Annotated in this window: 23 protein-coding genes; 4 read left to right on the top strand and 19 right to left on the bottom strand. The window is 44.2% G+C overall.

Annotation, left to right across the window (positions count from 1 at the left end; translation table 11 throughout):
• Position 1: 1 nt before the first annotated feature.
• The 8 genes from AB4114_RS12075 to AB4114_RS12040 form a co-directional block, all read right to left on the bottom strand.
• On the bottom strand, positions 2-691 hold the full coding sequence (locus tag AB4114_RS12075; protein ID WP_441988677.1) for an N-acetylmannosamine-6-phosphate 2-epimerase: 690 nt from the start codon (positions 689-691) through the stop codon (positions 2-4).
• 26 nt (positions 692-717) lie between these two features.
• Positions 718-1,560: a carbohydrate ABC transporter permease gene (locus tag AB4114_RS12070; RefSeq protein ID WP_441988676.1), complete on the bottom strand. Its 843-nt coding sequence runs from the start codon at positions 1,558-1,560 to the stop codon at positions 718-720.
• Positions 1,561-1,574: 14 nt separating this feature from the next.
• Positions 1,575-2,450 carry a carbohydrate ABC transporter permease gene (locus AB4114_RS12065; protein WP_441988675.1) on the bottom strand — a complete coding sequence of 292 codons (876 nt, stop codon included), beginning with the start codon at positions 2,448-2,450 and terminating at the stop codon, positions 1,575-1,577.
• A 76-nt stretch (positions 2,451-2,526) separates the two neighbouring features.
• On the bottom strand, positions 2,527-3,939 hold the full coding sequence (locus tag AB4114_RS12060) for an ABC transporter substrate-binding protein (protein WP_441988674.1): 1,413 nt from the start codon (positions 3,937-3,939) through the stop codon (positions 2,527-2,529).
• Positions 3,940-4,142: 203 nt separating this feature from the next.
• Positions 4,143-5,057: a dihydrodipicolinate synthase family protein gene (locus AB4114_RS12055; RefSeq protein WP_441988673.1), complete on the bottom strand. Its 915-nt coding sequence runs from the start codon at positions 5,055-5,057 to the stop codon at positions 4,143-4,145.
• 306 nt (positions 5,058-5,363) lie between these two features.
• Positions 5,364-6,128 (bottom strand): succinate dehydrogenase iron-sulfur subunit, encoded by a 765-nt coding sequence (gene sdhB / locus AB4114_RS12050; protein ID WP_056613628.1) that lies wholly within the window; start codon positions 6,126-6,128, stop codon positions 5,364-5,366.
• A gap of 2 nt (positions 6,129-6,130) precedes the next feature.
• Positions 6,131-7,894: a succinate dehydrogenase flavoprotein subunit gene (gene sdhA, locus AB4114_RS12045; RefSeq protein ID WP_441988672.1), complete on the bottom strand. Its 1,764-nt coding sequence runs from the start codon at positions 7,892-7,894 to the stop codon at positions 6,131-6,133.
• A gap of 16 nt (positions 7,895-7,910) precedes the next feature.
• Complete coding sequence (locus tag AB4114_RS12040; RefSeq protein ID WP_441988739.1) at positions 7,911-8,567, bottom strand: succinate dehydrogenase cytochrome b558 subunit; 657 nt, start codon at positions 8,565-8,567, stop codon at positions 7,911-7,913.
• A 270-nt stretch (positions 8,568-8,837) separates the two neighbouring features.
• Here AB4114_RS12040 and AB4114_RS12035 point away from each other — a divergent pair, with 270 nt between their 5' ends.
• Positions 8,838-9,734 carry a LysR family transcriptional regulator gene (locus AB4114_RS12035; RefSeq protein WP_441988671.1) on the top strand — a complete coding sequence of 299 codons (897 nt, stop codon included), beginning with the start codon at positions 8,838-8,840 and terminating at the stop codon, positions 9,732-9,734.
• Positions 9,735-9,748: 14 nt separating this feature from the next.
• On the opposite strand, the gene AB4114_RS12030 is transcribed toward AB4114_RS12035, so the two are convergent.
• Genes AB4114_RS12030 through AB4114_RS12020 form a run of 3 tightly spaced genes read right to left on the bottom strand, consistent with a single transcriptional unit; the run spans position 9,749 to position 12,589 of the window.
• Positions 9,749-10,504: a response regulator transcription factor gene (locus AB4114_RS12030; protein WP_441988670.1), complete on the bottom strand. Its 756-nt coding sequence runs from the start codon at positions 10,502-10,504 to the stop codon at positions 9,749-9,751.
• A gap of 57 nt (positions 10,505-10,561) precedes the next feature.
• On the bottom strand, positions 10,562-11,224 hold the full coding sequence (locus tag AB4114_RS12025) for a potassium channel family protein (RefSeq protein WP_441988669.1): 663 nt from the start codon (positions 11,222-11,224) through the stop codon (positions 10,562-10,564).
• 12 nt (positions 11,225-11,236) lie between these two features.
• Complete coding sequence (locus tag AB4114_RS12020; RefSeq protein WP_441988668.1) at positions 11,237-12,589, bottom strand: TrkH family potassium uptake protein; 1,353 nt, start codon at positions 12,587-12,589, stop codon at positions 11,237-11,239.
• A 211-nt stretch (positions 12,590-12,800) separates the two neighbouring features.
• On the opposite strand from AB4114_RS12020, the gene AB4114_RS12015 reads away from it, so the two are divergent.
• Entirely contained in the window at positions 12,801-14,441 is a 1,641-nt protein-coding gene (locus tag AB4114_RS12015; RefSeq protein ID WP_441988667.1) for a CPBP family intramembrane glutamic endopeptidase, read from the top strand.
• Here the strand turns inward: AB4114_RS12015 and uvrC are convergent.
• The 3 genes from uvrC to AB4114_RS12000 form a co-directional block, all read right to left on the bottom strand.
• The gene (gene uvrC, locus AB4114_RS12010) at positions 14,401-16,299 is read right to left on the bottom strand and encodes an excinuclease ABC subunit UvrC (protein ID WP_441988666.1); all 1,899 of its coding nucleotides are present in this window, start codon (positions 16,297-16,299) and stop codon (positions 14,401-14,403) included. The genes AB4114_RS12015 and uvrC overlap by 41 nt on opposite strands.
• Before the next feature lie 116 nt (positions 16,300-16,415).
• On the bottom strand, positions 16,416-16,730 hold the full coding sequence (trxA, locus tag AB4114_RS12005) for a thioredoxin (RefSeq protein ID WP_056613612.1): 315 nt from the start codon (positions 16,728-16,730) through the stop codon (positions 16,416-16,418).
• A 159-nt stretch (positions 16,731-16,889) separates the two neighbouring features.
• Complete coding sequence (locus tag AB4114_RS12000) at positions 16,890-17,273, bottom strand: MerR family transcriptional regulator (RefSeq protein WP_056613610.1); 384 nt, start codon at positions 17,271-17,273, stop codon at positions 16,890-16,892.
• Between the two features lie 210 nt (positions 17,274-17,483).
• Between AB4114_RS12000 and AB4114_RS11995 the strand changes: the two genes are divergently transcribed.
• Positions 17,484-17,624 (top strand): YqzM family protein, encoded by a 141-nt coding sequence (locus AB4114_RS11995; RefSeq protein ID WP_171631927.1) that lies wholly within the window; start codon positions 17,484-17,486, stop codon positions 17,622-17,624.
• Positions 17,625-18,000: 376 nt separating this feature from the next.
• On the opposite strand, the gene dnaI is transcribed toward AB4114_RS11995, so the two are convergent.
• From dnaI to AB4114_RS11975, 4 genes are all read right to left on the bottom strand, one after another.
• On the bottom strand, positions 18,001-18,954 hold the full coding sequence (gene dnaI, locus AB4114_RS11990; protein ID WP_441988738.1) for a primosomal protein DnaI: 954 nt from the start codon (positions 18,952-18,954) through the stop codon (positions 18,001-18,003).
• Between the two features lie 54 nt (positions 18,955-19,008).
• On the bottom strand, positions 19,009-20,502 hold the full coding sequence (locus tag AB4114_RS11985) for a helicase DnaB (RefSeq protein ID WP_441988665.1): 1,494 nt from the start codon (positions 20,500-20,502) through the stop codon (positions 19,009-19,011).
• Between the two features lie 207 nt (positions 20,503-20,709).
• Positions 20,710-21,606 carry an alpha/beta fold hydrolase gene (locus AB4114_RS11980; RefSeq protein WP_441988664.1) on the bottom strand — a complete coding sequence of 299 codons (897 nt, stop codon included), beginning with the start codon at positions 21,604-21,606 and terminating at the stop codon, positions 20,710-20,712.
• A gap of 68 nt (positions 21,607-21,674) precedes the next feature.
• Positions 21,675-21,959 (bottom strand): YuiB family protein, encoded by a 285-nt coding sequence (locus tag AB4114_RS11975; RefSeq protein WP_056613601.1) that lies wholly within the window; start codon positions 21,957-21,959, stop codon positions 21,675-21,677.
• Positions 21,960-22,169: 210 nt separating this feature from the next.
• Between AB4114_RS11975 and hemQ the strand changes: the two genes are divergently transcribed.
• On the top strand, positions 22,170-22,916 hold the full coding sequence (gene hemQ, locus AB4114_RS11970; protein ID WP_441988663.1) for a hydrogen peroxide-dependent heme synthase: 747 nt from the start codon (positions 22,170-22,172) through the stop codon (positions 22,914-22,916).
• A gap of 100 nt (positions 22,917-23,016) precedes the next feature.
• On the opposite strand, the gene AB4114_RS11965 is transcribed toward hemQ, so the two are convergent.
• Positions 23,017-23,298 (bottom strand): hypothetical protein, encoded by a 282-nt coding sequence (locus AB4114_RS11965; protein WP_441988662.1) that lies wholly within the window; start codon positions 23,296-23,298, stop codon positions 23,017-23,019.
• Between the last annotated feature and the right edge of the window lie 18 nt (positions 23,299-23,316).

Below are 23,316 nucleotides of genomic sequence, written 5' to 3'. Positions count from 1 at the left end.
GCTATTGGATCGCCTTAACGAATCGTTTGGTAATCTCCATCGGTCGCGTGATGATAGATCCTACAACAGCCGAGTAGATACCTAGATCAAATAATCGCTTCAATTCTTCAGGTGTCGAGATGCCACCCTCAGCAATGATGGGGACGGATAATGTCGCAACGAGTTTCTGTGCCAATTCGAAATTTGGCAAAGGCTTGCCTTTCGTTGCTTCCGTATAACCGCATAATGTTGTACCCACACTGTCAAAACCCAGTTCAACTGCCGTGACCGCTTCCTCATACGTCGAGCAATCCGCCATAAAGAGCTGATTCTTATATTTCTTTTTAATTTGCGGAAATAAATCTGAAATCGTGGAGCCATCCGGTCTTATGCGGTCGGTTGCGTCCATTGCTATCATATCTACACCTTCCTGACAAAGCGCATCGACCTCTTTCATGGTAGGCGTAATGAAAACATCCGATCCATCGTACACTTGCTTGATGATCCCGATAATCGGCAAATCGACATGTTTCTTAATTTCATGAATATCTGCTACGCTGTTTGCTCGAATTCCCGAAGCACCGCCTAAGTAAGCCGCATAGGACATTCTCCCCATAATAAATGGACTGTGCAACGGTTCTTCAGGTAATGCTTGGCAGGAAACAACCAATTTCCCTTTAATCATTTCCAGAATTGTCTTATTTGTATCCATCCGTTCCCCACTCCACACCTATATTTTTATTCCTTCACTGCGCCAGCCGTCATGCCTTGGGTAAAATAACGTTGGAACAAAACGAATATTAACAGCATTGGAATTGCAGCAACCGTGGCTCCTGCCATTTTATAGGCAAAATTCGGATTAAGATCCTGCATCAAAGTTGCCGTACCTACCATCAGTGTTTTCATATTTTTCTCTTGTCCAACGACGGACTGCCATAAATAATCGTTCCATACTTGTACAAAGTTTAAAATAAATAGTGCACCAATACCAGGTTTAACAATCGGAAGCATAATTTGCATGAAAGTCTTCCATTCACTAGCTCCGTCAATTCTCGCCGCTTCTCTTAAAGCATTTGGTGCTGTATCGAAAAACCCTTTTAACAAAAACACACCAAATGCAGTGGCAACGTTCGGCCAGATCATGCCGTTATAACTGTTCACCATCCCGAATTGCTGCGTGATCCGGAATAGCGGAACGATCATGATTTCTTTCGGAATCATCAAGCTCGCTACAAAAATAATGAAGATGATATTACTGCCTTTGAACCTAATTTTCGAAAAGGCATAAGCGGCCATAGCCCCAACACCGATTACAAGCACCGTGGTGACACCAGAAACGAACACACTATTGAATACCCATCTCAGAGCTGGTTGACTTTGAAATACGTCCGCATAGTTAGAGAAAGTAATCGTGGTTGGCCACCAGTCAGGCGGCATTTTCACAACATCCGAGCTATTTTTAAGTGAACTTGTAAAGAGCCAATATAAAGGAAACAAGTTAAATATCGCGAAGATGAAAATGATCACATTAGATATGATATCAATCCGCTCCATTTTCTTCTTGCTGTTTGATTTCGACATGCTGAATACCCCCTTTACTTCTCCTTGACTAAGCTTCTTAACTGAGGCACGGACAACAATAATGTAATCACGAACATGATTACCCCAACAGCTGAAGCCATACCAAGTTGATTATATTTAAATGCGTTATTGTAGAGATAGTACATCAGTGTTACGGAAGCATTATTCGGTCCACCACCAGTTAAGAGCTGGATGACTACGAATATTTTCAAAACAGCAATGATGTTAATGATCACAATATAAATAGTCGTGGATTGGACAGAAGGAATCAATATTTTGAAAATGACCTGCCATCTGCTCGCCCCGTCCACTTCCGCCGCTTCAAACAGATCTTTCGATACGCCCAGCATCGCGGCGATATAAAGAATGATCGCTTGTCCCACATTTGTTGCGAATGTTACGAATATAATAACCGGCATAACCGTTGTTGTTTTCCCCAATAAATTAACATTACCCAAACCCATTTCCTGAGAGAAATAAGAAATTAACCCATTCGCAGGATTCAGTAAGAAACTCCACACCATACTCATGACAACCATTGAGACCATTACCGGTACATAGTAGCTACCTCGAATGAATGAAACATACTTGGCATTCTTGTCAAATACAGCGGAAGCTACAAACAGTGCGAAACCGACCGTAAGAATAACGATAAACACGACGAACACAACGGTATTTATGAGCGCTTTGAAAAATACAGGATCGTTAAACAGCGCCACATAATTATCCAGTCCAACGAACTTTTCAGATTGATAATTGATCCGATACAAGCTAAGTCTTATACCTTCAATAATCGGATATACCAAGAAAACTAAGAAAATCAGCATCTGTGGTGAAATAAATAGGTAACCGGTGATACTATCTTTGAGGGATTGACTGCGTATTCTCATATCGGTTTTCCTTTCTAATTAGCAGCCTTAGGATCACTCGGATCCCAAGGCTATTAATCGGTTATTGATGATTCATTTACTTCGTTTGATAGATAACTGAGCTCTCTTTATTCGTTTGAATAACCTTATTACCTTTGGCCTGATAATCCTTCACAACCTGCTCAGGAGTTTTGGCACCTGTATATAGGGCTTGAAGCTCAGGGTAAAGCACTTCTCGTAATTGGCTATAGCCTGGAACGTTACCGCTGAAGTTAAATAGATACTTGGAATTTGCATCGTAAGCTGCAAAGAGCGGGTTCACATCTTTGAGTTCTCTGGATACTGAAGTTCTTACTGGGATACCATTCTTCGAAGACTTCACCAATTCAGGATCTGTGGAGAAGAATTTAACAAAATCTTTAGCTACTTCGACTTTCGCTTTGTCTTTATTTTGGAATACGCTCGCGCCCACTACGTACGTAAAGGACAATGGATCTCCGCTTTCAGACGGAATATTAGCTAGGCGTACATCGAACTTCGCGCTCTTGCCGCTAGCCATATCCGCTTTGGTGTTGTTGAACAAGATCGGATTCGTAAAGCTGATCGCTAACTGCTGATTACGGAACATGCCGTTCGCATCATTGGACGATACCGATTCAGGACCCGGATTCGTGTAGCCTGCGTCCTTGATTTTCTTCAACCAAGTCGCAGCTTTAACACCGTTCGCATCATCAAGCACGATATTTCCTTTATCGTCAAAGAATTTATTACCGAACATTCTCATATAGGCAAGGTTCCATGTGTCCCCTTGATTATTTACAGCATAAAGTGACATCGGATAAGCATTGGAATACTTATCTTTCGGCAGGTTATCTTTCAGACCTTTTAGAATTTGCTCATACTCGGCTAGTGTCCACGTCTTAATATCATTAGGTCCACCAATGTATTTCTCTAGACCGGCTGCTTTGAACATATCCGCGTTATAGACCAAGGTTCCTGGGTTATGTTGGAACGGGTAGAAATAAACATCTTTGCCGAAAGTCACCGCATCCCAAAAGTTTTTGGCAATGTCGGTTTTGGATGCATCATCCACAATATCAGTTAACGGCACTAAAGCACCGCGATGAACATAATCGCCCATTGCAAAAACGCTTTCAAAAAATACATCTGGCGCCGTTCCGCTGCTTAAGTTGACATTGAGAAGCTGATCACGTTGGTCGCCTGCAATAACTTCAACTTTGATTTTCGCATCATACTTTTTGTATTGCGCAGTAAATTTATCAGCTGCCGCTTTCAAGAAGCTATCGTAATCAGCGCCAGGCTCTGTAGAATCCAGAACACCTTTCCACTGTGGTGTCAGCCAAACTTTAAGCTCTACCTTTTTCCCAGTAGCTTCTCCTGCATTGCTAGTACTAGTGGCTTCTTTATTACTGCTAGTGCATCCCGCGACAATTGAAGTCAACATCGTCAGAGCCAAAACTGCTATTGGAAAGCGTTTAATTTTCATCATAAATCTACCCCTTGTCTATTATTCTAGATGCGATCTGACTTTGTATAAACTTTGGCAACTGAGCCCCTCTGCTATAACCGTGTACGACTCCCTACATGTGAAGGCGAGATGGCTCGTCCATCTCATCTCCTCATCGAATCTTGAACCCGTTTTTGCATTGTAGCCCCATGTGTTGGAGTCCCCAAAGCATACAATGGTTTTTTTCATCGTTTACAAAATTCCTGAATCGCTTCATCGATCATTGTCACAATGTTATCTATTCGTCCTAAGTCTTCATTGCTGATGCCTTCTAACGGCCCTCTAACGCTGCCAATGTTCACGCCTCTGCGATTCAGTACTTCTTTAATAACGGCATACATGGATCCATTCTGTGAGCAAAGCGCGATAATGATGTCATTAATACAGCTTTGGATGCGTTTCGCTTCTTCAAACTTACCTTGAAGGAAGAGTTCATTAGCTTGTAAGAATAATTCCGGCATAGCCGCGTAAGTGCCGCCGATTCCACCATCAGCTCCCATAATTCTTCCAGCGACATACTGTTCGTCAGGGCCATTGAATACAACAACGTTGTCTCCGCCGACTCTTTTGAATCGTTCGATATCCATCGTTGGCATTGAGGAGTTTTTCACACCGATTACTTTCGGGTTAGCAAGAAGCTTCTCAAATAGCGCCGGAGTTAATGTATAACCTGTCGTTTGCGGAATGTTATATATAATAAAGTCTAGTGGAGTTGCATCGATAATTTCATTCCAATATTTATAAACAGAACTATCTGGCAGCTTGAAATAAATAGGCGGGATCGCAGATAGAGCATCATATCCCAATTCAGCTGCATGTTTCGCCAATGCAATGCTGTCTCTAGTAGAAGGTGCCCCTACATGGGCAATCAACGTCATTTTGCCTTTCAAACGGTTTGCCACATAGCTAAGCACCGCTTTGCGTTCGTCAAGGTTTTGGTAAATACATTCACCGGAACTTCCCCCGACATAAACCCCATTGACTTTTTTTTCATACAAATAATCACATAATGCGTTGGTTCGGGCTTCTGAGATATCACCTTGATCGTCATAGCATGCGTAAAATGCTGGTATGATTCCATGGAATTTTTCTAATCTCAATGAATTCCCCTCCTAATGTTTATAATGTTTGGCAAGATCAACATTATCATAAAAACGCCATTCTGTAAATTAATTTCACCATTTTATATTTTATAAAAAATATTTCCACCAACCCCTTCCTCCTCTGGATTTGCTAGGTTATGTTTTGAAATTGTCATAGCTCTCACCTGCAAGTAGTATTTCCCTTTTTTCTTCCACGATGCAATTACAAATTGCACAGTACTTCTAGTTATCGGAAGTACTCCCGAAAAACCAAAAAAAGGCCCAGCACCAGAGGTGCTAGGCCTTTCTATCAGTCAGCGTCGCTTACACGCCTAACCATTTCTTGAACAAGTGCTTCGTCGTGTCCGCATTCAAAGCTGCGATTGACGTCGTAAGCGGAATACCCTTCGGACAGGAGCGTACGCAGTTCTGCGAGTTACCGCAGCCTTCGATACCGCCGTCTGTCATCAGCGTATCCAAACGCTCGTCTTTGTTCATCTCACCCGTTGGGTGAGCATTGAATAGACGAACTTGGGAAAGTGCGGAAGGCCCGATAAACGAGTTTTTGTCGTTTACGTTCGGACAAGCTTCCAGACACACGCCGCATGTCATACATTTGGACAACTCATAAGCCCATTGACGCTTCGACTCAGCCATACGCGGTCCAGGACCAAGATCGTAGGTTCCGTCGATTGGTACCCATGCTTTAACCTTTTTCAACGCGTTGAACATGCGTCCACGGTCGATAACAAGGTCACGCATAACAGGGAATGTGCTCATTGGTGCTACACGAATCGGCTGCTCCAGCTTATCTACAAGCGCGGAACAAGCTTGACGCGGCTTCCCATTGATAACCATGGAACAAGCGCCACATACTTCTTCCAGACAGTTGGATTCCCAACAAACTGGTGTTGTTTTGTCGCCATTCGCATTCTTAGGATTACGCTGAACTTCCATCAAACCGCTGATCACGTTCATGTTCGCGCGGTAAGGAACTTCAAACTCCTCTGTGTACGGTTTGGAATCCGGACTCTCTTGACGAGTCACGATAAACTTCACTGTTTTCGTTGCGCTTAGTGTCTCCGCCATGATCAGGATCCCTCCTTTTTCTTCTCCGTGGAGTAGTCACGTTTACGAGGTTTAATCAACGATACATCAATTTCATCATACGAAATCTTAGGACCATCTGGCGTCCAGTCTGCGATTGTCGTTTTCATGAAGTTATCATCATCACGCTCTGGGAATTCAGGCTTGTAATGCGCGCCACGACTCTCATCACGCATCAACGCACCAACTGTCATCGCTTCTGCAAGCTCGAACATGTTCCAAAGTTGGCGCGTGAACGCAACTCCTTGGTTGTTCCAACGTGCCGTATCTGTGATGTTGATGTTGTTGTAACGCTCTTTCAAATCCTTGATCTTGCCAATCGTTTCAGTCAAACGATCGTTGTAACGAACAACCGTCATATTAGCATTCATCATGTCGCCAAGCTCTTTATGAAGCACGTACGCATTTTCCGTACCGTTGTTCATTTTGAGCAAGCTCTCATAACGATCTTGATGGCGTTTCTTCTCACGATCATAAATGATGGAGGACGTATCATCCGCATGCTTGGATAAGCCGCGAATATACTCAACCGCTTTAGGACCAGAAACCATGCCGTCATAAATCGCGGAAACGAGAGAGTTCGCGCCCAAACGGTTTGCACCGTGATGCTGATACTCACACTCACCTGCTGCGAATAGGCCTGGAATGTTCGTCATCATGTTATAGTCAACCCACATGCCGCCCATGGAATAATGAACCGCTGGGAAAATTTTCATTGGAATTTTACGCGGGTCATCACCCATGAACTTCTCGTAAATTTCCATAATACCGCCGAGCTTAATATCAAGCTCTTTCGGGTCTTTATGAGAAAGATCCAAGTAAACCATGTTCTCGCCATTAATACCAAGCTTCTGATCCATACACACGGAGAAAATCTCACGCGTTGCAATATCACGAGGCACAAGGTTACCGTAGGCTGGATATTTCTCTTCAAGGAAGTACCAAGGCTTACCGTCTTTGTAAGTCCAAATACGTCCACCCTCACCACGTGCTGATTCGGACATCAAGCGCAGCTTGTCGTCTCCCGGAATCGCCGTCGGGTGAATTTGAATCATTTCACCATTCGCGTATTTCACACCTTGTTGGTAAACCGCACTTGCTGCCGTACCTGTGTTAATAACGGAATTCGTTGTTTTGCCGAAAATGATACCAGGACCGCCTGTTGCCAAGATAACCGCATCAGCTGGGAACGTTTGAATTTCCATGCTGCGCAAATCTTGTGCTGCGATACCACGGCATACGCCTTCGTCATCAATAACCGAACCCAGGAATTCCCAGTGTTCGAATTTCGTTACGAGACCCGCTGTTTCCCAACGACGAACTTGTTCGTCGAGCGCATACAGCAATTGTTGACCCGTTGTTGCTCCTGCGAACGCTGTACGGTGATATTTGGTACCACCGAAACGACGGAAATCAAGCAAACCTTCTGGTGTACGGTTAAACATAACGCCCATCCGGTCCATCAAATGAATAATGCCTGGAGCTGCGTCGCATAATGCTTTAACAGGAGGTTGATTCGCTAAGAAATCTCCCCCGTATACTGTATCGTCAAAGTGCTCCCACGTGGAGTCACCTTCACCCTTCGTATTCACCGCACCGTTAATGCCGCCTTGCGCACATACGGAGTGGGAACGTTTCACAGGAACTAAGGAGAACAATTGTACATGTACTCCGGCCTCTGCTGCTTTAATTGTCGCCATGAGTCCCGCAAGGCCTCCGCCGACGACGATGATTTTTGAATTAGCCACTTCTGTTCACCCTCCCTTAATGCCCCGTATGCGCTTCTACTGGAACTGAAAATTCTGTACCTGTAAACGCAGTTAATGACATGATAAACATCACCGTCATTAGAACGAACAAGCCCATTGTAATGATTGTCGAAAAGCGTTGCGCACGCGGTCCAATTGTAATACCCCAGCTCACTAGGAATGACCATAGGCCGTTCGTGAAATGGAATGTTGCAGAAACAATCCCAACTAGATATAACGTGAAAATAACTGGATTCGTTGCAATATCATGCATCGTTCTACCAAGTTCTTCATGTGCCACATTGCCTAAAGCAACCTGAACACGAGTCTCGAATAGATGCCATGCAATGAACAAGAAAGTAAGTACCCCTGTCACACGTTGCAACATAAACATCGTATTACGGAAATACCCGTAGCTTGATACGTTATTACGTGATTGGTACGCTACATAAAGTCCATAAACGGCATGATAAAGAAGCGGAAGCCAGATCCCCACGATTTCCATGAGCAATACTAACGGCAAACCGTTCAACCAGTTAATTTGATCCACGAAGGCTTCAGGCCCTTTCGTAGCTTCATAGTTAGTGAGCAAATGCTCAATAAGGAAGAAGCCCACCGGAATGACACCTAGTAACGAGTGGATCTTTCGAAAGTAATACGAATTACTCATAATGTAACCAATTCCCCCCTCAACAAAATTCAATAAACATCCGACAAGTTTTGACAAAACAAGCCACATATCATTGTACTCTCGCCGCAAACGAGCGTCAACCCATAATCATCCACGCCTATTTTGCCAATTCAGTCAATGATTATACACAAAGGTCCACGAAATATAGATAATTTGTGACATGTACATCGTACCTCTTTCGCGCTTATAATGGAAGTGCCGTTTTTTTATATCTACTTATAACTATTTCACATATAGAGATGAGGGAAACGTTTGGAGCTTTTAGAAGTCTTCGCCATCGTAGTCGAACAAGTCAGCCTTAATAAAGCGTCACAATTGTTAAACATTTCACAGCCTGCCCTATCGCGAAAAATTATGAAGCTAGAAGATGAGCTTGGCGTGGAGCTTTTTATCCGAAAGGGGAAAAGACTGGAGTTAACGAAAGCGGGGCAAATTTGTTATGACCATGCCTTAGAGAAACGCCATCTGGAGCGGAAATTCAAGCAAGCTCTTCATAGTTACAAAGCCGCGGGCAGCCTGTCATCACTTACCATTGGAGCCTCTCTAACAACACTCCAGTCTACGCTGCCGGATCTCATCACGGATTATTTACGTGACTATCCACTCACAGATATCAAGCTTCTTACCGGCAAAACACATGAAATTGTCTCCCTGGTGAAAGACAACAAAGTAGATATCGGCATCGTTGCCTCTCAAATTAATGCGACAAGCCTACACTGTGAGCCTTTGTTCGACGACCATCTCAGCTTGGTGCTCCCATCCGGACATCCCTTGATCGATCGTGCGGAGATTACGATGAAGGATTTGAATGATTTGCCGATGATCCTCTTTTCCAAAGGTACGTGGTATCGCATTCTGATGGACGAGCTATTCAATCGTTTCACGATATTCCCTAATGTTCAAATGGAGATCGATTCCTTCGAAGCGATCATTCGGCTCGTCTCTACCTGTAAGACGGCAACCTTATTGCCCAAATCCTATTTACGTGAAGATTTAATTCAGAATAATGAACTAATTTTAAGAGAACTCCAAGAATTGGAACAAACGAAACGAACAACCTCACTCATCTACTCCGATCACTCGGCAGATAATGCGGAATCCATGAAATTCGTCGCCCAGGCAATCAACTATTTTGCTAAACACCGCTAGCCCGAACCATACACTTACATGTGCACAAATTTATATCCAACACCCCAAACGGTTCGAATCCATTTCGGCTCTTTGGGGTTGTCTTCGATCTTCTTCCGAAGATTTGCAATATGTACATCAATAGCCCTGTCAGTCACGAAAGAATCAAATCCACGCACGGTTTGCAATAGATCTTCACGACTGTACACGCGACCCGGGTTGTTAATAAAGCATCTCATAATTTCGAATTCCGAATACGTTGTCTCAACAATCTCACCATACACACTCATGGAACGTGTGTTCGTATTCAGTGTTATCTTGTCCTGCTTGTCCATGATAGCCGCAAGTACAGTTGGATTAGCCGGTTTTACTTCTTCCTGTACTTTTTGTATCGACTGTGCCACAGGAAACTGATTCATGGTTGGATATCTCTGAGCGCGGCGAATAAGCGCATGAGCTCTCGCAATCAATTCATGCATACTAAATGGCTTGCACATGAAGTCATCTGCGCCCGCTCCTAGGGCGTTGACGCGTTCAACGATTTTATTCTTCATAGAAATTATCATGATCGGCACACTTGAGGTCTCACGAACTTGGCGACAAATCGCTAGCCCGTCCATATCTGGCAGCACCAAATCCAGCAGAATCAGATCAGGTTGAAATTGCGGTATGGCGGCAATCCCACTCGTCCCATTCTCCTCTCGGATAACATGGAAGCCCTCTTCCTTCAAATACAACGTTACCATATCACCGATCATCGCATCATCTTCGATCATGAGTACCTTATACATGCGTTGTCCACCTTCATATGAAAATTCCCTTGCTGCAGGACTTGGTATGTGTTCGGATCAGCCGATAACTTGACTTTCAAACTCATTAATTTGGTTGTTGGTTCCGATGATCACCATGATATCATTTTCATTCACAACATCACCTGCTTGCGGCGCAATGATAACCCCTGTCTGCTTATTGATCGCCACAACACTGCAGCCATATTTAGCTCGTGGATCCAACTGTTGAATCGTATACCCGCACAACCGCTTTGGCACTGAAAGCTCTACAATTGTGTAGTCTTTGGAAATTTCAATATAATCCAATAGATTAGGGGTCACCAATTGATGCGCCACGCGAATGCCCATATCCCGTTCCGGGTAAACGACGCGATCGACACCTAATTTCGTCAGCACCTTTCCATGAAGCTCGGATAATGCTTTGGCAACGACTTGACTTACACCCAAATCTTTCATTACGATCGCTGTCAAAATGCTGGATTGAATATCATCCCCGATGGCGATGACAGCACAATCGAAATTTCGAATACCTAACGATTTCAGTACATCTTCATCCGTTGCGTCCGCGACAACAGAATGTGTTAGTTCATCACTCATGTCGTTCACGACTTCCTCGTCCAGATCAATCCCCAAAACTTCATGACCAAGTTTCATAAGTTCTCTAGAAAGACTTGACCCGAATCTGCCTAATCCTACCACAACGTATTGCTTCTTCTTCATCTTGTTTTACACCTATCCAATCGTAATTTTCCCCTCAGGGTATCTAAATAATTCTTTTTCCTGCTTTGGCTGTAAGGCATAAGCAAGTGTAATTGTACCAAGTCGTCCAGCAAACATCGTTATACAGATAAGCACTTTCCCAAACGTTGTTAATTCTGGTGTCAATCCCATCGAAAGGCCTACTGTTCCAAATGCGGATGTGACTTCAAACAAAATTTTGATAAATGATGAATCTTGCGTCGTGGATAAAATCATTGTTACGATAATGACTAAGAATAAAGCCATCATGGATAACGTAATTGCTTTGAGAATACGATCCTTCGCTAAGCGATAGCGATAAATGACGATATCTTCTTTTCCACGAACCATCGTGATGATTGCACTAATCAGAATGGTAAACGTAGTTGTCTTGATCCCACCACCAGTTGAACCTGGCGAAGCTCCAATAAACATAAGAATGATGAGCAGAAATTGGGAAGCTTGACGAAGCGCACCAATGTCCACGGTGTTGGCCCCTGCCGTTCGAGCTGTTACAGATTGAAAAAAGGATCCTAATACTTTTGCGCCAAAATCTAATGAACCTAGGGTTCTGATATTTGTAAACTCGAATATAAAAATACCAACTGCACCTACTAACAAGAGTAAACCGCTCATGCTTAGAACGACCTTTGAATGCAAAGAAAGCTTTCTCTTATTACGAAATTCCATTAGATCGGAGATGACAATAAATCCAATCCCTCCAAGAATAATCAGCATCATTGCAACAAAATTAACAACAAAATCACCGACATATCCGGTTAGAGAAACAAAAGGTGCATCCACAGTACCGAACAAATCAAAGCCCGCATTGTTAAACATGGAGACAGCATGCCAGATGCCGTAATAGAGACCTCTAGTAAAGCCAAAATCGAAAGAAAACCGAATTGTAAAGATAACAGCAGCAATGGCTTCAATGGACAGGGAATAGATAATAACTTTACGGATCAAACGGACAATACCTTCCATACTGCCTTGGTTGAAAGCTTCTTGTAAGACTAACCTTTCTTTTAAAGTAATTTTTTTACGAAAAGCAAAAGCGACTAATGTCGCCATTGTCATAAATCCAAGCCCGCCAACTTGAATCAAAGACACAATAACTATCTGCCCAAACATCGTATATGCACTTCCGGTATCCACAACAACAAGCCCTGTTACACAAGTCGCAGAGACTGCCGTAAAAAAGGCATCAATAAAAGGTATGGAATGTCCTGTCGCCGATGAGAGTGGCAACGTCAATAGTCCCGCTCCTATGAAAATGATAACAGCGAAACCTAAAACTAGGATCTGCGGAGGTGTAAGCTGCCAAATATTCAGTTTTTTATTCATTGCGCCTCCTGCATTATGTAAGTAAATAAGTTAAATTCCATTTGGATATACCGATAGAGTTCCCCGTTCATTTGTAGAAATTCCACCAAGTAGCAATTCAAAAGGTATTATATAATTGTTTCCGAATGTTTACCAGCAAATTGGCTTTCTTTTTAAACTATGATAACGTAAAGAAATGATTGAGAATCGTGAATTCAGAAGGGAATTGACTATGCAAAGGCTGAAATTTAATCGTTTCCTGCTCCTCTTGGCTTGTATTGGCATGTTCCTTTACCTCGGGGTTTCGATGTTGTATGGACTGCGTGATGAGGAACCTGCCGTAGCGGATATGCCCTCGATCACGAAGCAGCAAGCAGCCGATAGTGCGGCAGCCTTCATTCGTCAGCGTTATGAGCTGCATAACCCACAAACCTATGTCGTCTATCAATCTAAAAAAGAACGAAGCGGCTACTTTCAAAAGGAACATTTACTAGAAGCTTATACGAAGCAATATGGCGAAAAGTTCCCCATTGATTATTATCAAGTCAGCGTCAAGGATGCCACTACCAAACGTCAGTTTGAAGTTGATGTCAATTATACGAATTCAAGCATCATCGGCTGGCACGAAAATCTGGCCATGACGAAAACGAAGTCAACGTCGCTCATGAGTAAAACCAAAGCAGATACATTAGCGAAGCTGGAGATTCGTCAAATGGGCTTTGATCCGGAGGACTTCAGCCAACTCGACCATGCAAGTAATGATTATCCTGAAGAGCAAATGACGCTTCAATACGAAAAACGCACGCAACCCATCGGTGAAGCAAAGCTAAACGTTCAAGTAAACTTCGATCAAACGAATCTCACCGGTTTCAATGTAAGCTTTGGGCTGCCTGATTCTCACCTGAATTGGCTTACCCAACAAGATGATTCCGCTTCACGCATGACCTGGATTTCCATGGGCTTCACGCTGTTGATGACGCTTGCTGCGATTGTTTTTGCCATTATATATAGGAAACTTATCAAATTCAGCAGGGGTTTGTTATTAACTACGATCTTCTTCGTGATTTATATCATGAACAATGTGAATATGTATCCAGCTTTTCGAGTTATGAGTGGGGATACGAACAGTAGTGAAGCCGTTTGGTTTACCATTGTATTCATGAGTGTCGTCACTATCCTACTTGGGATATCGCTCTATCTTTCTTTAGTCGCCGGTATTGGATTGTGGAAATCCATTAGTCTTAATAAATGGACTGCCTGGAAAGAAGACAAGTTTGGCCAAGAGGTGTACGATGGAATGGGTCGTGGCTATTTACTCGCACTCTTTATCTTAGGTATCCAGCAGGTCTTATTTTACACAGGTGAAGTGAAATTCGATGTGTGGTCGGTCAATGACCCTGCCGATTCGGTACTCAATATGCTCAAGCCTCAATTATTCCCGCTTATGGCGTGGGTTGCTGCTATTTCGGAAGAAGCTACTTTCCGCTTCCTAGGCATTATCCTTTTCAAAAAACTGTTCCGCAACAATTTCATCGCCATCTTACTCCCGAGTGTGATCTGGGCAGCAAGTCATACGCAATATCCGATCTATCCCGTCTACACCCGACTAATCGAGGTCACMATTATCGGTATCATTCTCGGATATGTGTTCCTGAAATATGGATTCATCACCGCGATATTCGTCCATGCTTGTATGGATAGCATTCTGATGGGGCTGTCCCTCTTCTCCTTAGGCCACATCAGCGATGTACTCGCTGGCATTCTCTATCTTGCACTCCCTGGACTCGTTGGGCTTGGCTTAGCTTGGCTGCATGGAAAAAGGCGAAAGCCCCCTATTCCTGGGGAGCCGCCGCCTCGCCTTGAAGTGCTTTGATAATGTCACTCGCTAATTTTTCACCAATACCTAGAGGCTTGAAGTCTGTGACTTCGGCCTCTTTTATTTTGCGCACGGAGCCAAAATGCTTCAGCAGCGCCTTACGGCGCTTCTCACCGATGCCTGGAATGGCATCGAGCTGTGAGACGACCATCGACTTGGCCCGCGTTTCCCGGTGAAACGTGATGGCGAAGCGATGGACTTCGTCTTGAATACGCTGCAGCAAATAAAACTCTTGGCTGTCACGCGGCAGTGGAACAATTTCGGCAGGATCACCAATCATCAGCTGGGCTGTTTTATGCTTGGCATCCTTCACAAGCCCGCAAATCGGAATATATAAGCCTAGTTCATTCTCCAGAATGTCTATGGCAGCTGAGATTTGCCCTTTCCCCCCATCGACAACAATCAAATCAGGCATTGTGAGATTGTCCTTCAGAACACGCTCATAGCGCCGTCTGATGACTTCCCGCATCGTTTCATAATCATCTGGTCCAACGACCGTCTTCACTTTATATTTACGGTATTCCTTGCGATCTGGCTTCCCATCCACGAATACAACCATGGCCGACACGGGATTCGTCCCTTGGATGTTCGAGTTATCGAATGCCTCAATTCGGCGAATCGTGCCAATGCCCAGCCACTCACCGAGGTTCTCGACAGCCTTCGTTGTACGACGCTCGTCGCGTTCAACAAGTCGGAACTTCTCATCCAAAGCGTTCACCGCGTTGTCTCTGGCCATATCGACCATTTGCTTCTTCAGCCCGCGCTGCGGCATGTGCACTTTCACCTTGAGCCAACCTTCCAAGGCTTCGCGAATCTCTTTCTCGTCAGCCTCGGTGCGTCTTACCCCATCCCCCAATGCCTCTTGCTGAGCTTCTGGCTCTGGCATCGTGGGCAGGAAGATCTCCTTCGGCAATGCTGGATTGTCGCTGTACACCTGTGTGACATACGTCATGAAATCGTTGTACTCATCGCCGTAGTAAGGGAAGAGCGAGACGTGCCGTTCGATGAGCTTGCCTTGGCGCATGTACTGGATGTGCACCGCCATCCAGCCCTTGTCGACGGCATAGCCGAAGACATCGCGGTCCAGCGCGTCGGCCGTCGTGATCTTCTGCTTCTCCATGAGCGCGTCGATGCTCATGATGTGATCGCGCAGCTCCTTCGCGCGCTCGAAGTTCAATTCTTCAGCTGCCGCCAACATCTTGGTCGTCAGCTCTTCCTTAATGACGTCGTGTCCCCCGTTCAGGAAACGGCTGATCTCTTGCACCATCCGCTCATTCGTTTCCGCGGATACCTCTAGTGCGCAGGGCGCAAGACATTGCCCCATATGATAGTATAGGCATACTTTATCGGGCATGGTCTTGCACTTGCGCAGTGGATACAACCGATCCAGCAGCTTCTTCGTCTGCTGGGCAGCGAATGCATTCGGATAAGGGCCGAAATACTTCCCCTTATCCTTGTACACCCGCCGCGTGACTTCTAGACGCGGCTGCTCTTCGTGTGTAATTTTGATATAAGGAAACGTCTTATCATCCTTAAGAAGTACGTTATACCGCGGATGATGCTGCTTAATCAGATTACACTCGAGGATAAGTGCCTCCATATTAGAGGAAGTAATAATATATTCAAAGTCGCGAATTTCGCTGACTAACTTTTGCGTTTTGGCACTGTGACTCCCCGTGAAATAGGAACGCACACGATTTTTCAACACTTTAGCCTTGCCTACATAAATAATTGTGCCTTGATGGTTCTTCATAATATAACAGCCCGGCTTATCCGGGAGTAAAGATAGCTTGTGCCTAATCGTTTCTAGGCTCTGTTCGCGGACGTCTGCGTCCTCTTGCTCAAACTCAGTCATACCTAAATCTCCTTCCAGAAAAAATCATCGCGAATGAAAAAAAAGCTCTTTCTCAGCATAGCAGAAAAAGAGCTTTTTCTCACGAACAATTGTTTCTAGTTTGTAACGGTTAGATCTTATTGATGACGTGAAACAACGTTTTTCAACGCGTCTTTGGATTGGAAACCAACCACTTTATCAACGGGTTGACCATCTTTGAAAACGATTAGCGTAGGGATACTCATAACGCCAAAGCGAGCAGCGGATTCCGGGTTGTCATCCACGTTTACTTTTGCGATTTTCAAAGATTCAACTTCTTTATCTAGCTCTTCCAATACAGGAGCGATCATTTTACAAGGTCCGCACCAAGGTGCCCAGAAGTCTACAAGTACTGTACCTTCTCCTTCAACTTCTGCTTTAAAACTGTTGTCAGAAACATTCACGATTGCCATGATAGTTCCTCCTTCTAAGAATGAATTTGATTTATAAGGTGAAAAGTAAGATTAAGTTCGTCACTTAACTTGCTTCGCATCACGTCAACATACAAAGTATACCACACTCATATGCCTTTTCAACCAAGCCATAAGTTAGCAAACGGGGTATCCTTTGGTCTATATCGAGGGTAATCCAACAGGCAGCCCTTGGCGTCGCTGTTCCTCAATATAGGATATACGGTCTTTGAGATTCGCTTGGAGCAGTTGCAGCATCTCCATTTGTTTCTCGATTTCTTGCAGCTTCTCGGTGTACAGAGGCAGCAAATCATCACACTGTGATTCTTGATTCTTCATCACACAGTTCAGAAAGCTTTCAATCTGCTCCGTCGTAAAGCCGAGACTCAAGTAAAACTGAATGGTCTTAACGCGTTCAACAACCATTTGATTGTAGACCCGATAGCCATTCTCTTCACGTTGTGTTGCGATCAGCCCTTTGGCTTCGTAGTAGCGCAAGGACCGAATACTTGCTCCGGTAAGCTTGGATAACTCACTAATCCGCATGGACGTCACTTCTTTCTATTCCCACATGCTTGGAGGGATGTCTTTATTGTAAACCATAACACTAATGTCAGAGTCAAGAAGTATTTTACCCATTTCGCTCTATATTGCGATTGTTTGCACAATTGTCACTTTGATTAGCTTTACAACTTTCGACGAATTTGGGTATACTAGGCTTACAAATACGAATGTCGGACGTTAGGGGGTAACCACATGAGCAATCAACACCCTGAGCATCACGTGTACGAAGAACCGCGTAATGATTTCATGGATGTAGGCATAGGTTTTGGCGCATTCTTTGGCGCATTGTTCGTCATTGCAGTCATTGCTACCGTCATCCAAGTGATGAAGTAAACGAAACATCAAAAGTTAAAGCCGCTTTGCAGGCAATTGCGAAGTGGCTTTTTTCTTTTTCTTGCGCTGCCTTAGTCATTAGCTGTATAAACTACAGTTAATTTTCGTGATTCAGTTGGTTTTACATAAATAACTGGAAAATATGCAGTTAATTTGGTGGATTTTTGAAGAATTGACTAAAATGTTGAAAAATAAATGTAGGAAATACAACTAATCCATCAAAAGCTGCTACAAGGGCTCATTTAGATGGAGGAAATCCAGTTATTCTCCAAATCCGTGGCGCTTGCATGCTTACATGATACTTGCATGCTTTATAGCAAGTAACCGCAATTGTAACACAAAAACCTAGCCATCTTCGGCTAGGTTTTCTTTCGCTTTATTTTCCACGCTTGTTCGTCCCCGTTACCTCAACCACATCAACGAATGGTCGTATCCGATCCATGATTCGTTGCCCCTTGTACTCCTCGTCGCCGTCTTTGTTCGTGAAGCTGAAATGCTTCTCCAAACCAGATAGCGCATAATTCGAAGTAAAGAACGTTGGTTTGCGATTCATCCGATGATTCACGATAGCGCCAATAACATGATCTCTCAGCCAAGGGTTCAAATTCTCTGCCCCAATATCGTCAAATACGAGCAAATCCGTTTCCTTGAGAAGGTCAATCGTCTCCTTGAGCTTATAAGGTTCTTGGAACATCCCTTTCAAGTCCTCAGCAAAGTCTGGCATATAGACGATGGCACCTGTCATACCGACCTTCGCTAGCTGATGCAGCATGTAACCCATCAAGAACGTTTTCCCTGTACCGAACGATCCAGATAAATATAGCCCACGCGTCTGAAGACCTTCTTCAATGGTTAAACTCACATAGTCGTTAATTTGCATTACCGCTTTCGCACGATCGAGATCCGTCTCCAAGATATCTCCAAAGGAGAAACTACGCGAAATCATTCGTGGGTCCACGTGAAACGTGCGGATTCGGCTGGAGATGGCGTCCTGCTGGCCTTTGGCAATAAACTTCTTGCAAGCTACCTTCTCCTCATGAATAAAAGGCGTTTGCCCGTCCACCGATTCGGCTGTAAGAATTGTATAATGTCCTGTCATATCATTCGGACAGTTCTCAAGACCCGGGCAATTTGAGCAAGTTTTAAATTCCGAAACATGCTGATACAGCTTATTCATATTTATTTTAATCGCATAATCATCCACAAAAGGATACTTCTGACGAAATTTAGCAATCAAAGGATCCGCAAGAACGCCTTGAATTTTCAATTCAGCTTTTCTTTTCCATTCTGTATCCGGCAATGATTTGAGTAAATGCGATAAGGACTCCATCATATTCGGCACCTCCTAACAGTTCCATCGTTCAGTCCGTAGATAAGCCACTTACTAACTTTTTCGGTTAAAACGCTCATCCAGCTTCTGCGCCATCCGTCTTGCCGCCTCTAGCTCCTCTGCAGACAGCCTAGTAGACGCTGTAGTCCCCGTATCAGGCAATACAATAGGGATATGAGGCTTCTGTGTCTTGCCCTGACGTCCACGCGTAGCAGAGCCTCCGCCAGCTTTCGCAGATTCCACTTTAGAAGCAGCTTTCTGCTTGTAATTGATTTTCTCACGTACATATTCAACGGCATGCTCATACGAATTAATCTGCTTGCCTAGCATATCGGATGCTACAGCCTCAATCGAAGATTTGGCCCAAGAACGCCGATCAATATGCAAGAAGTGAATCAACACATTAATAACTTCTTCTTTTAATTTATAGTTCAAATCGATTTTCTCGAAAATATTAAGTACGCCATCAGGTATCGAACCCTGTGTGAAAAACATTTTCAACACAGCCGTGTATGGCTCATTTCGCATGATGTAGTTGTACTGATGATCCGTGCATTCGCCGCGCAGTTGCTGAGGTACTTCTAAATAATAAGCCATCTCAACGGACTGCTCTTCCGAAGTTTCCACTTCATCCTCAGATTTCGTAATCGTACGTTCCCGTTCCTCATCCCGCTTCTTGCTCTGTCTGTAGAACAAATTCGCATTATATTGCATGAGATCCATGACAAGGTCACCTTCTTCGGTGAACACGCCATCCTCATCAAGCAAGCGGCACGTTTCTTGCAGGGACAGATTGTACTTCTTCGCCACAATATTAATGGCAACCATATGCTCCGGCTTGTGCTTCAGCGCTTCAACGAACACGCGGTTACTCGCTCCACGCGGGAACCTCATGATGATATCCGCATACTTGAAGCCTTTGGTCGTCACGTCCATCCGTGCTTCCCCTTGCTTGCTTGCAGACGCCTCATAGAGGGCTTGTTCCAGCTCATAGTCCACAACCTGTGTGTTCAGGCGGAATAACTCATAAAAAGGAACCGACAAGTTCTCCTCGACCGCCTCACGACACTCCTCTGGTTCAGGTGAGAGCAGATCTTCACGCAGCGAAAGCAGCATGAACTTCCCAACCTTGTCGCGCAGCAGCAGCGTTAAATGCTGGTTTCGGAAAAACTCATTCGGCCCTAAAGGCGCGAACAGCGTATAGACGAAAACATAGTCTTCTTCCTCGGGTACAAACTTGCGAGTCGTCTGAAGAAGACCAATCGCCTCTAGCTTGGAGGATTGTTCAATAATATACTTTCGACCTCGCTCATTCTGTTCGAGATCTAGCAGAAGAAACAACTTGCGTTGCTGCTCCATCGGCGAAAAGCCCACTTTCTCTGCACTCATCTGCTGATAGAGTGCTTGATAGAAGCTTATGGCCAAACCGCCTATCATCGGTTGATACATCATCGCTAGCATTTTATAGTCTAAACTGCTCAAAGAAAATTCACGGTTCACGCAAAACCTGTGATTCTCGGTGAAATGCAGCATATTCGTCATTCTCATCCCGTTACAGCACCATCCTGCCTCAGCTCGACTGAAAGATCGCTCATAATCTAGCTATCCCATGTCTCAGTCTCTCTCTATTAGTCTACCACAAAAATCGACAATCTTGGTATCTACAAGAGAAAAGATAATTTTACCTTTCGGGCAAGAAAAAGATTCCATCGCAATTTGACTAGCAATGGAATCTTCATTTTGGCGTCATTATTCTTACGTATAAACTGGGGACTCATCATCACTCGAATACTCGTGTACATTCCCATACATTTGAGGATTAAGCTTCTGTGCGATAGTTAGATCGAGTTTCCAACGTTCCTTCTGTTCCTTCTTCTGGAGGCTGTCCACCCATAGATGAATAATGTCATTCATGCGTGCAGCGCTTTGAATCGGTACAGGATGCTTCGCATCTTTGATGAAAAAAAGAGAGCTATGCGGTATCCCCGTATGGAGAATTTGAGCATAGGGATGGAAGTCAACGTCTTTTTCACCATAGATCAATAAGACGGGCTGCTTAATCTCTGAGAGACTATTTGTACAGTTGTAACGCAAGGATTGCTCGAAATAGGATCTTACATTGTCTGCTTTATCTTGCAAAGCATGGTCTTTTAACGCCTGATACGTTGTCTTTTTATCGGCATTGCCATACGTAATCGCTCTAATCAAAAAATTCATAATTCGACTTGGATTCGCCATTCGTATCGCAAGCCAAATTCTGATTCGATTGTACGTATCTGTCAATTCTGACATGCCACTGACGACAATCCCCCCCACCCATCGATGGGGATGCGTAAGCAGTGCCTCCAAGGCGACCGTTCCTCCCGTTGAGTAACCGCAAAGAAAGGCATCCTCGATCCCTAAGAAATCAAGAAGCCCTATCATGTCTTGCGAAATCAGTTGATAACTTAGTGACTGCTTCGAACTCGCACTTCCGCCATGACCTCTAATGTCAAATGTAATGACTCGGAAATGGGCGCCTAGTTGTTCTTTCTGATACCTGAACGCTTCTAAGGTTAGCAGCGGAGGATGAATAAAGACTATAGGTGCGCCCCATTCTGGTCCCGTTATCTCATAATGCAGTGATGTTCCATTCACATTCGCCCAAGGCACGGATCGTGTCTCCCCCGTAAGTGACTTTAAGTAACTTCTCTTAGCCTGACCCAATTGCCCCAGTAATATTAGAACATTTTGAAACCGCGAATACGCAGTGCTTTAATCGCCGAACCGCTCAAAATTGCACCGACTAAGCCGCCGATTGCCGGAATCACGTCAACAATGGTGAAACTCTCGTCACTTGACATAAAGGAAGAATTCCCCATGTATCCATAGATGATAATCCCAATCACTAAAGCAATGAACGCGTAAAGTGGAAACCACGTTGTTTTCATTAGCATGTTCAGAATAAAGCCGATCCCAAAGAATAACACCATCATTAAGACCGTGGCGATAACCATTTGCAGCACGATAGTTCCCCCTTATATATGTAGAAGCACTTCCTAGTTTTGGCCTCTATAGCTCTTATTATTGTAATCTACGGAAAGGTACAGGTAAAGTGTACACAAATTGAACAATTAATTGGACATTTCCTATACTTCACCCCTCCATGCATTTGCCCTTTCTCCATGAATTGGATACAATGTAGGGGATATTAGCCCTTGAATGGAGGAAAAAAAATGAGTGAAGCCGTACAAACGCTGGAAGGCTGGTATGCGCTCCATGATTTCCGTCTAATGGATTGGAATGCATGGCATGCTGCAACCCCACAAGAACGTAAGCATGCAGCGGACGAGCTGCAATCCTTCTTGTCCCAGTGGCAACAAATTGAGAACGATAAACTAGGCAGTACTGCCGTTTATAGCATCGTGGGCCAGAAGGCTGACTTCGTTTTCATGCAACTGCGTGAAACATTGGAAGAGCTGAATGAGCTTGAAACTGCTTTTAACAAGTCTAGCTTTGCTGCTTTTACTATACCCGTTTATTCCTACGTCTCCATCGTAGAATTGAGCAGTTACCTGGCGAAGCCAGGTGTTGATCCTGCACAAGATCCTGAGCTTCAAGCTCGTTTGAAGCCGATTCTTCCGAAATCCAAGCATATTTGTTTCTACCCGATGAACAAGCGTCGTGAAGGCAATGACAACTGGTACATGGTTCCTGCAGAAGATCGTAAAACGATGATGCGCAGTCATGGTATGATCGGTCGTACATACGCTGGTAAAGTAAAACAAATCATTACAGGCTCTGTTGGATTGGATGATTGGGAATGGGGCGTTACACTATTCTCAGATGATCCTCTTCATTTCAAAAAGCTCGTGTACGAAATGCGTTTTGACGAAGTCAGCGCACGTTTCGGTGAGTTCGGAGATTTCTACGTTGGGAACGTTATGCTTCCTGAGAAATTCGCGTCATTCATTCAAATATAATGACTTAAGAGCAAAGGACTTCGGTTCTCTGCTCTTTTTTGTTGATTTTACATAGAAAAAAGAAGCACTGCCCTCATATAGAGCAATGCTTCTTTGGTATCTATTCTTCATCCTCGTCGTCACGCAGAGCAGCTGCTAATTCAGCTTCCATCTGAGTTTTACGTGCTAGATACGCTTCAGTATCACGGTCACGCTGACGGCTCTTTTCCTTCAGACGTTCAATCGCAGGAAGAATGAGGATATCAATTTCCTTTTGGACAACAGCGACATGATCGTAACGTTTCTCAATCTCTAAGAAGTGACCGACTTCGATCAAGGCATTGTAACGATCCAGTTCATCCCGGGTAAGAAGTCCTCTTACTTGGACACTACAGTGTCGCATGGCAATCCCCCCGTTAGC

Source organism: Paenibacillus sp. 2RAB27 (assembly GCF_052115445.1).
GTDB lineage: Bacteria > Bacillota > Bacilli > Paenibacillales > NBRC-103111 > Paenibacillus_E.
This window is presented reverse-complemented; position numbering and strand designations above follow the sequence as displayed.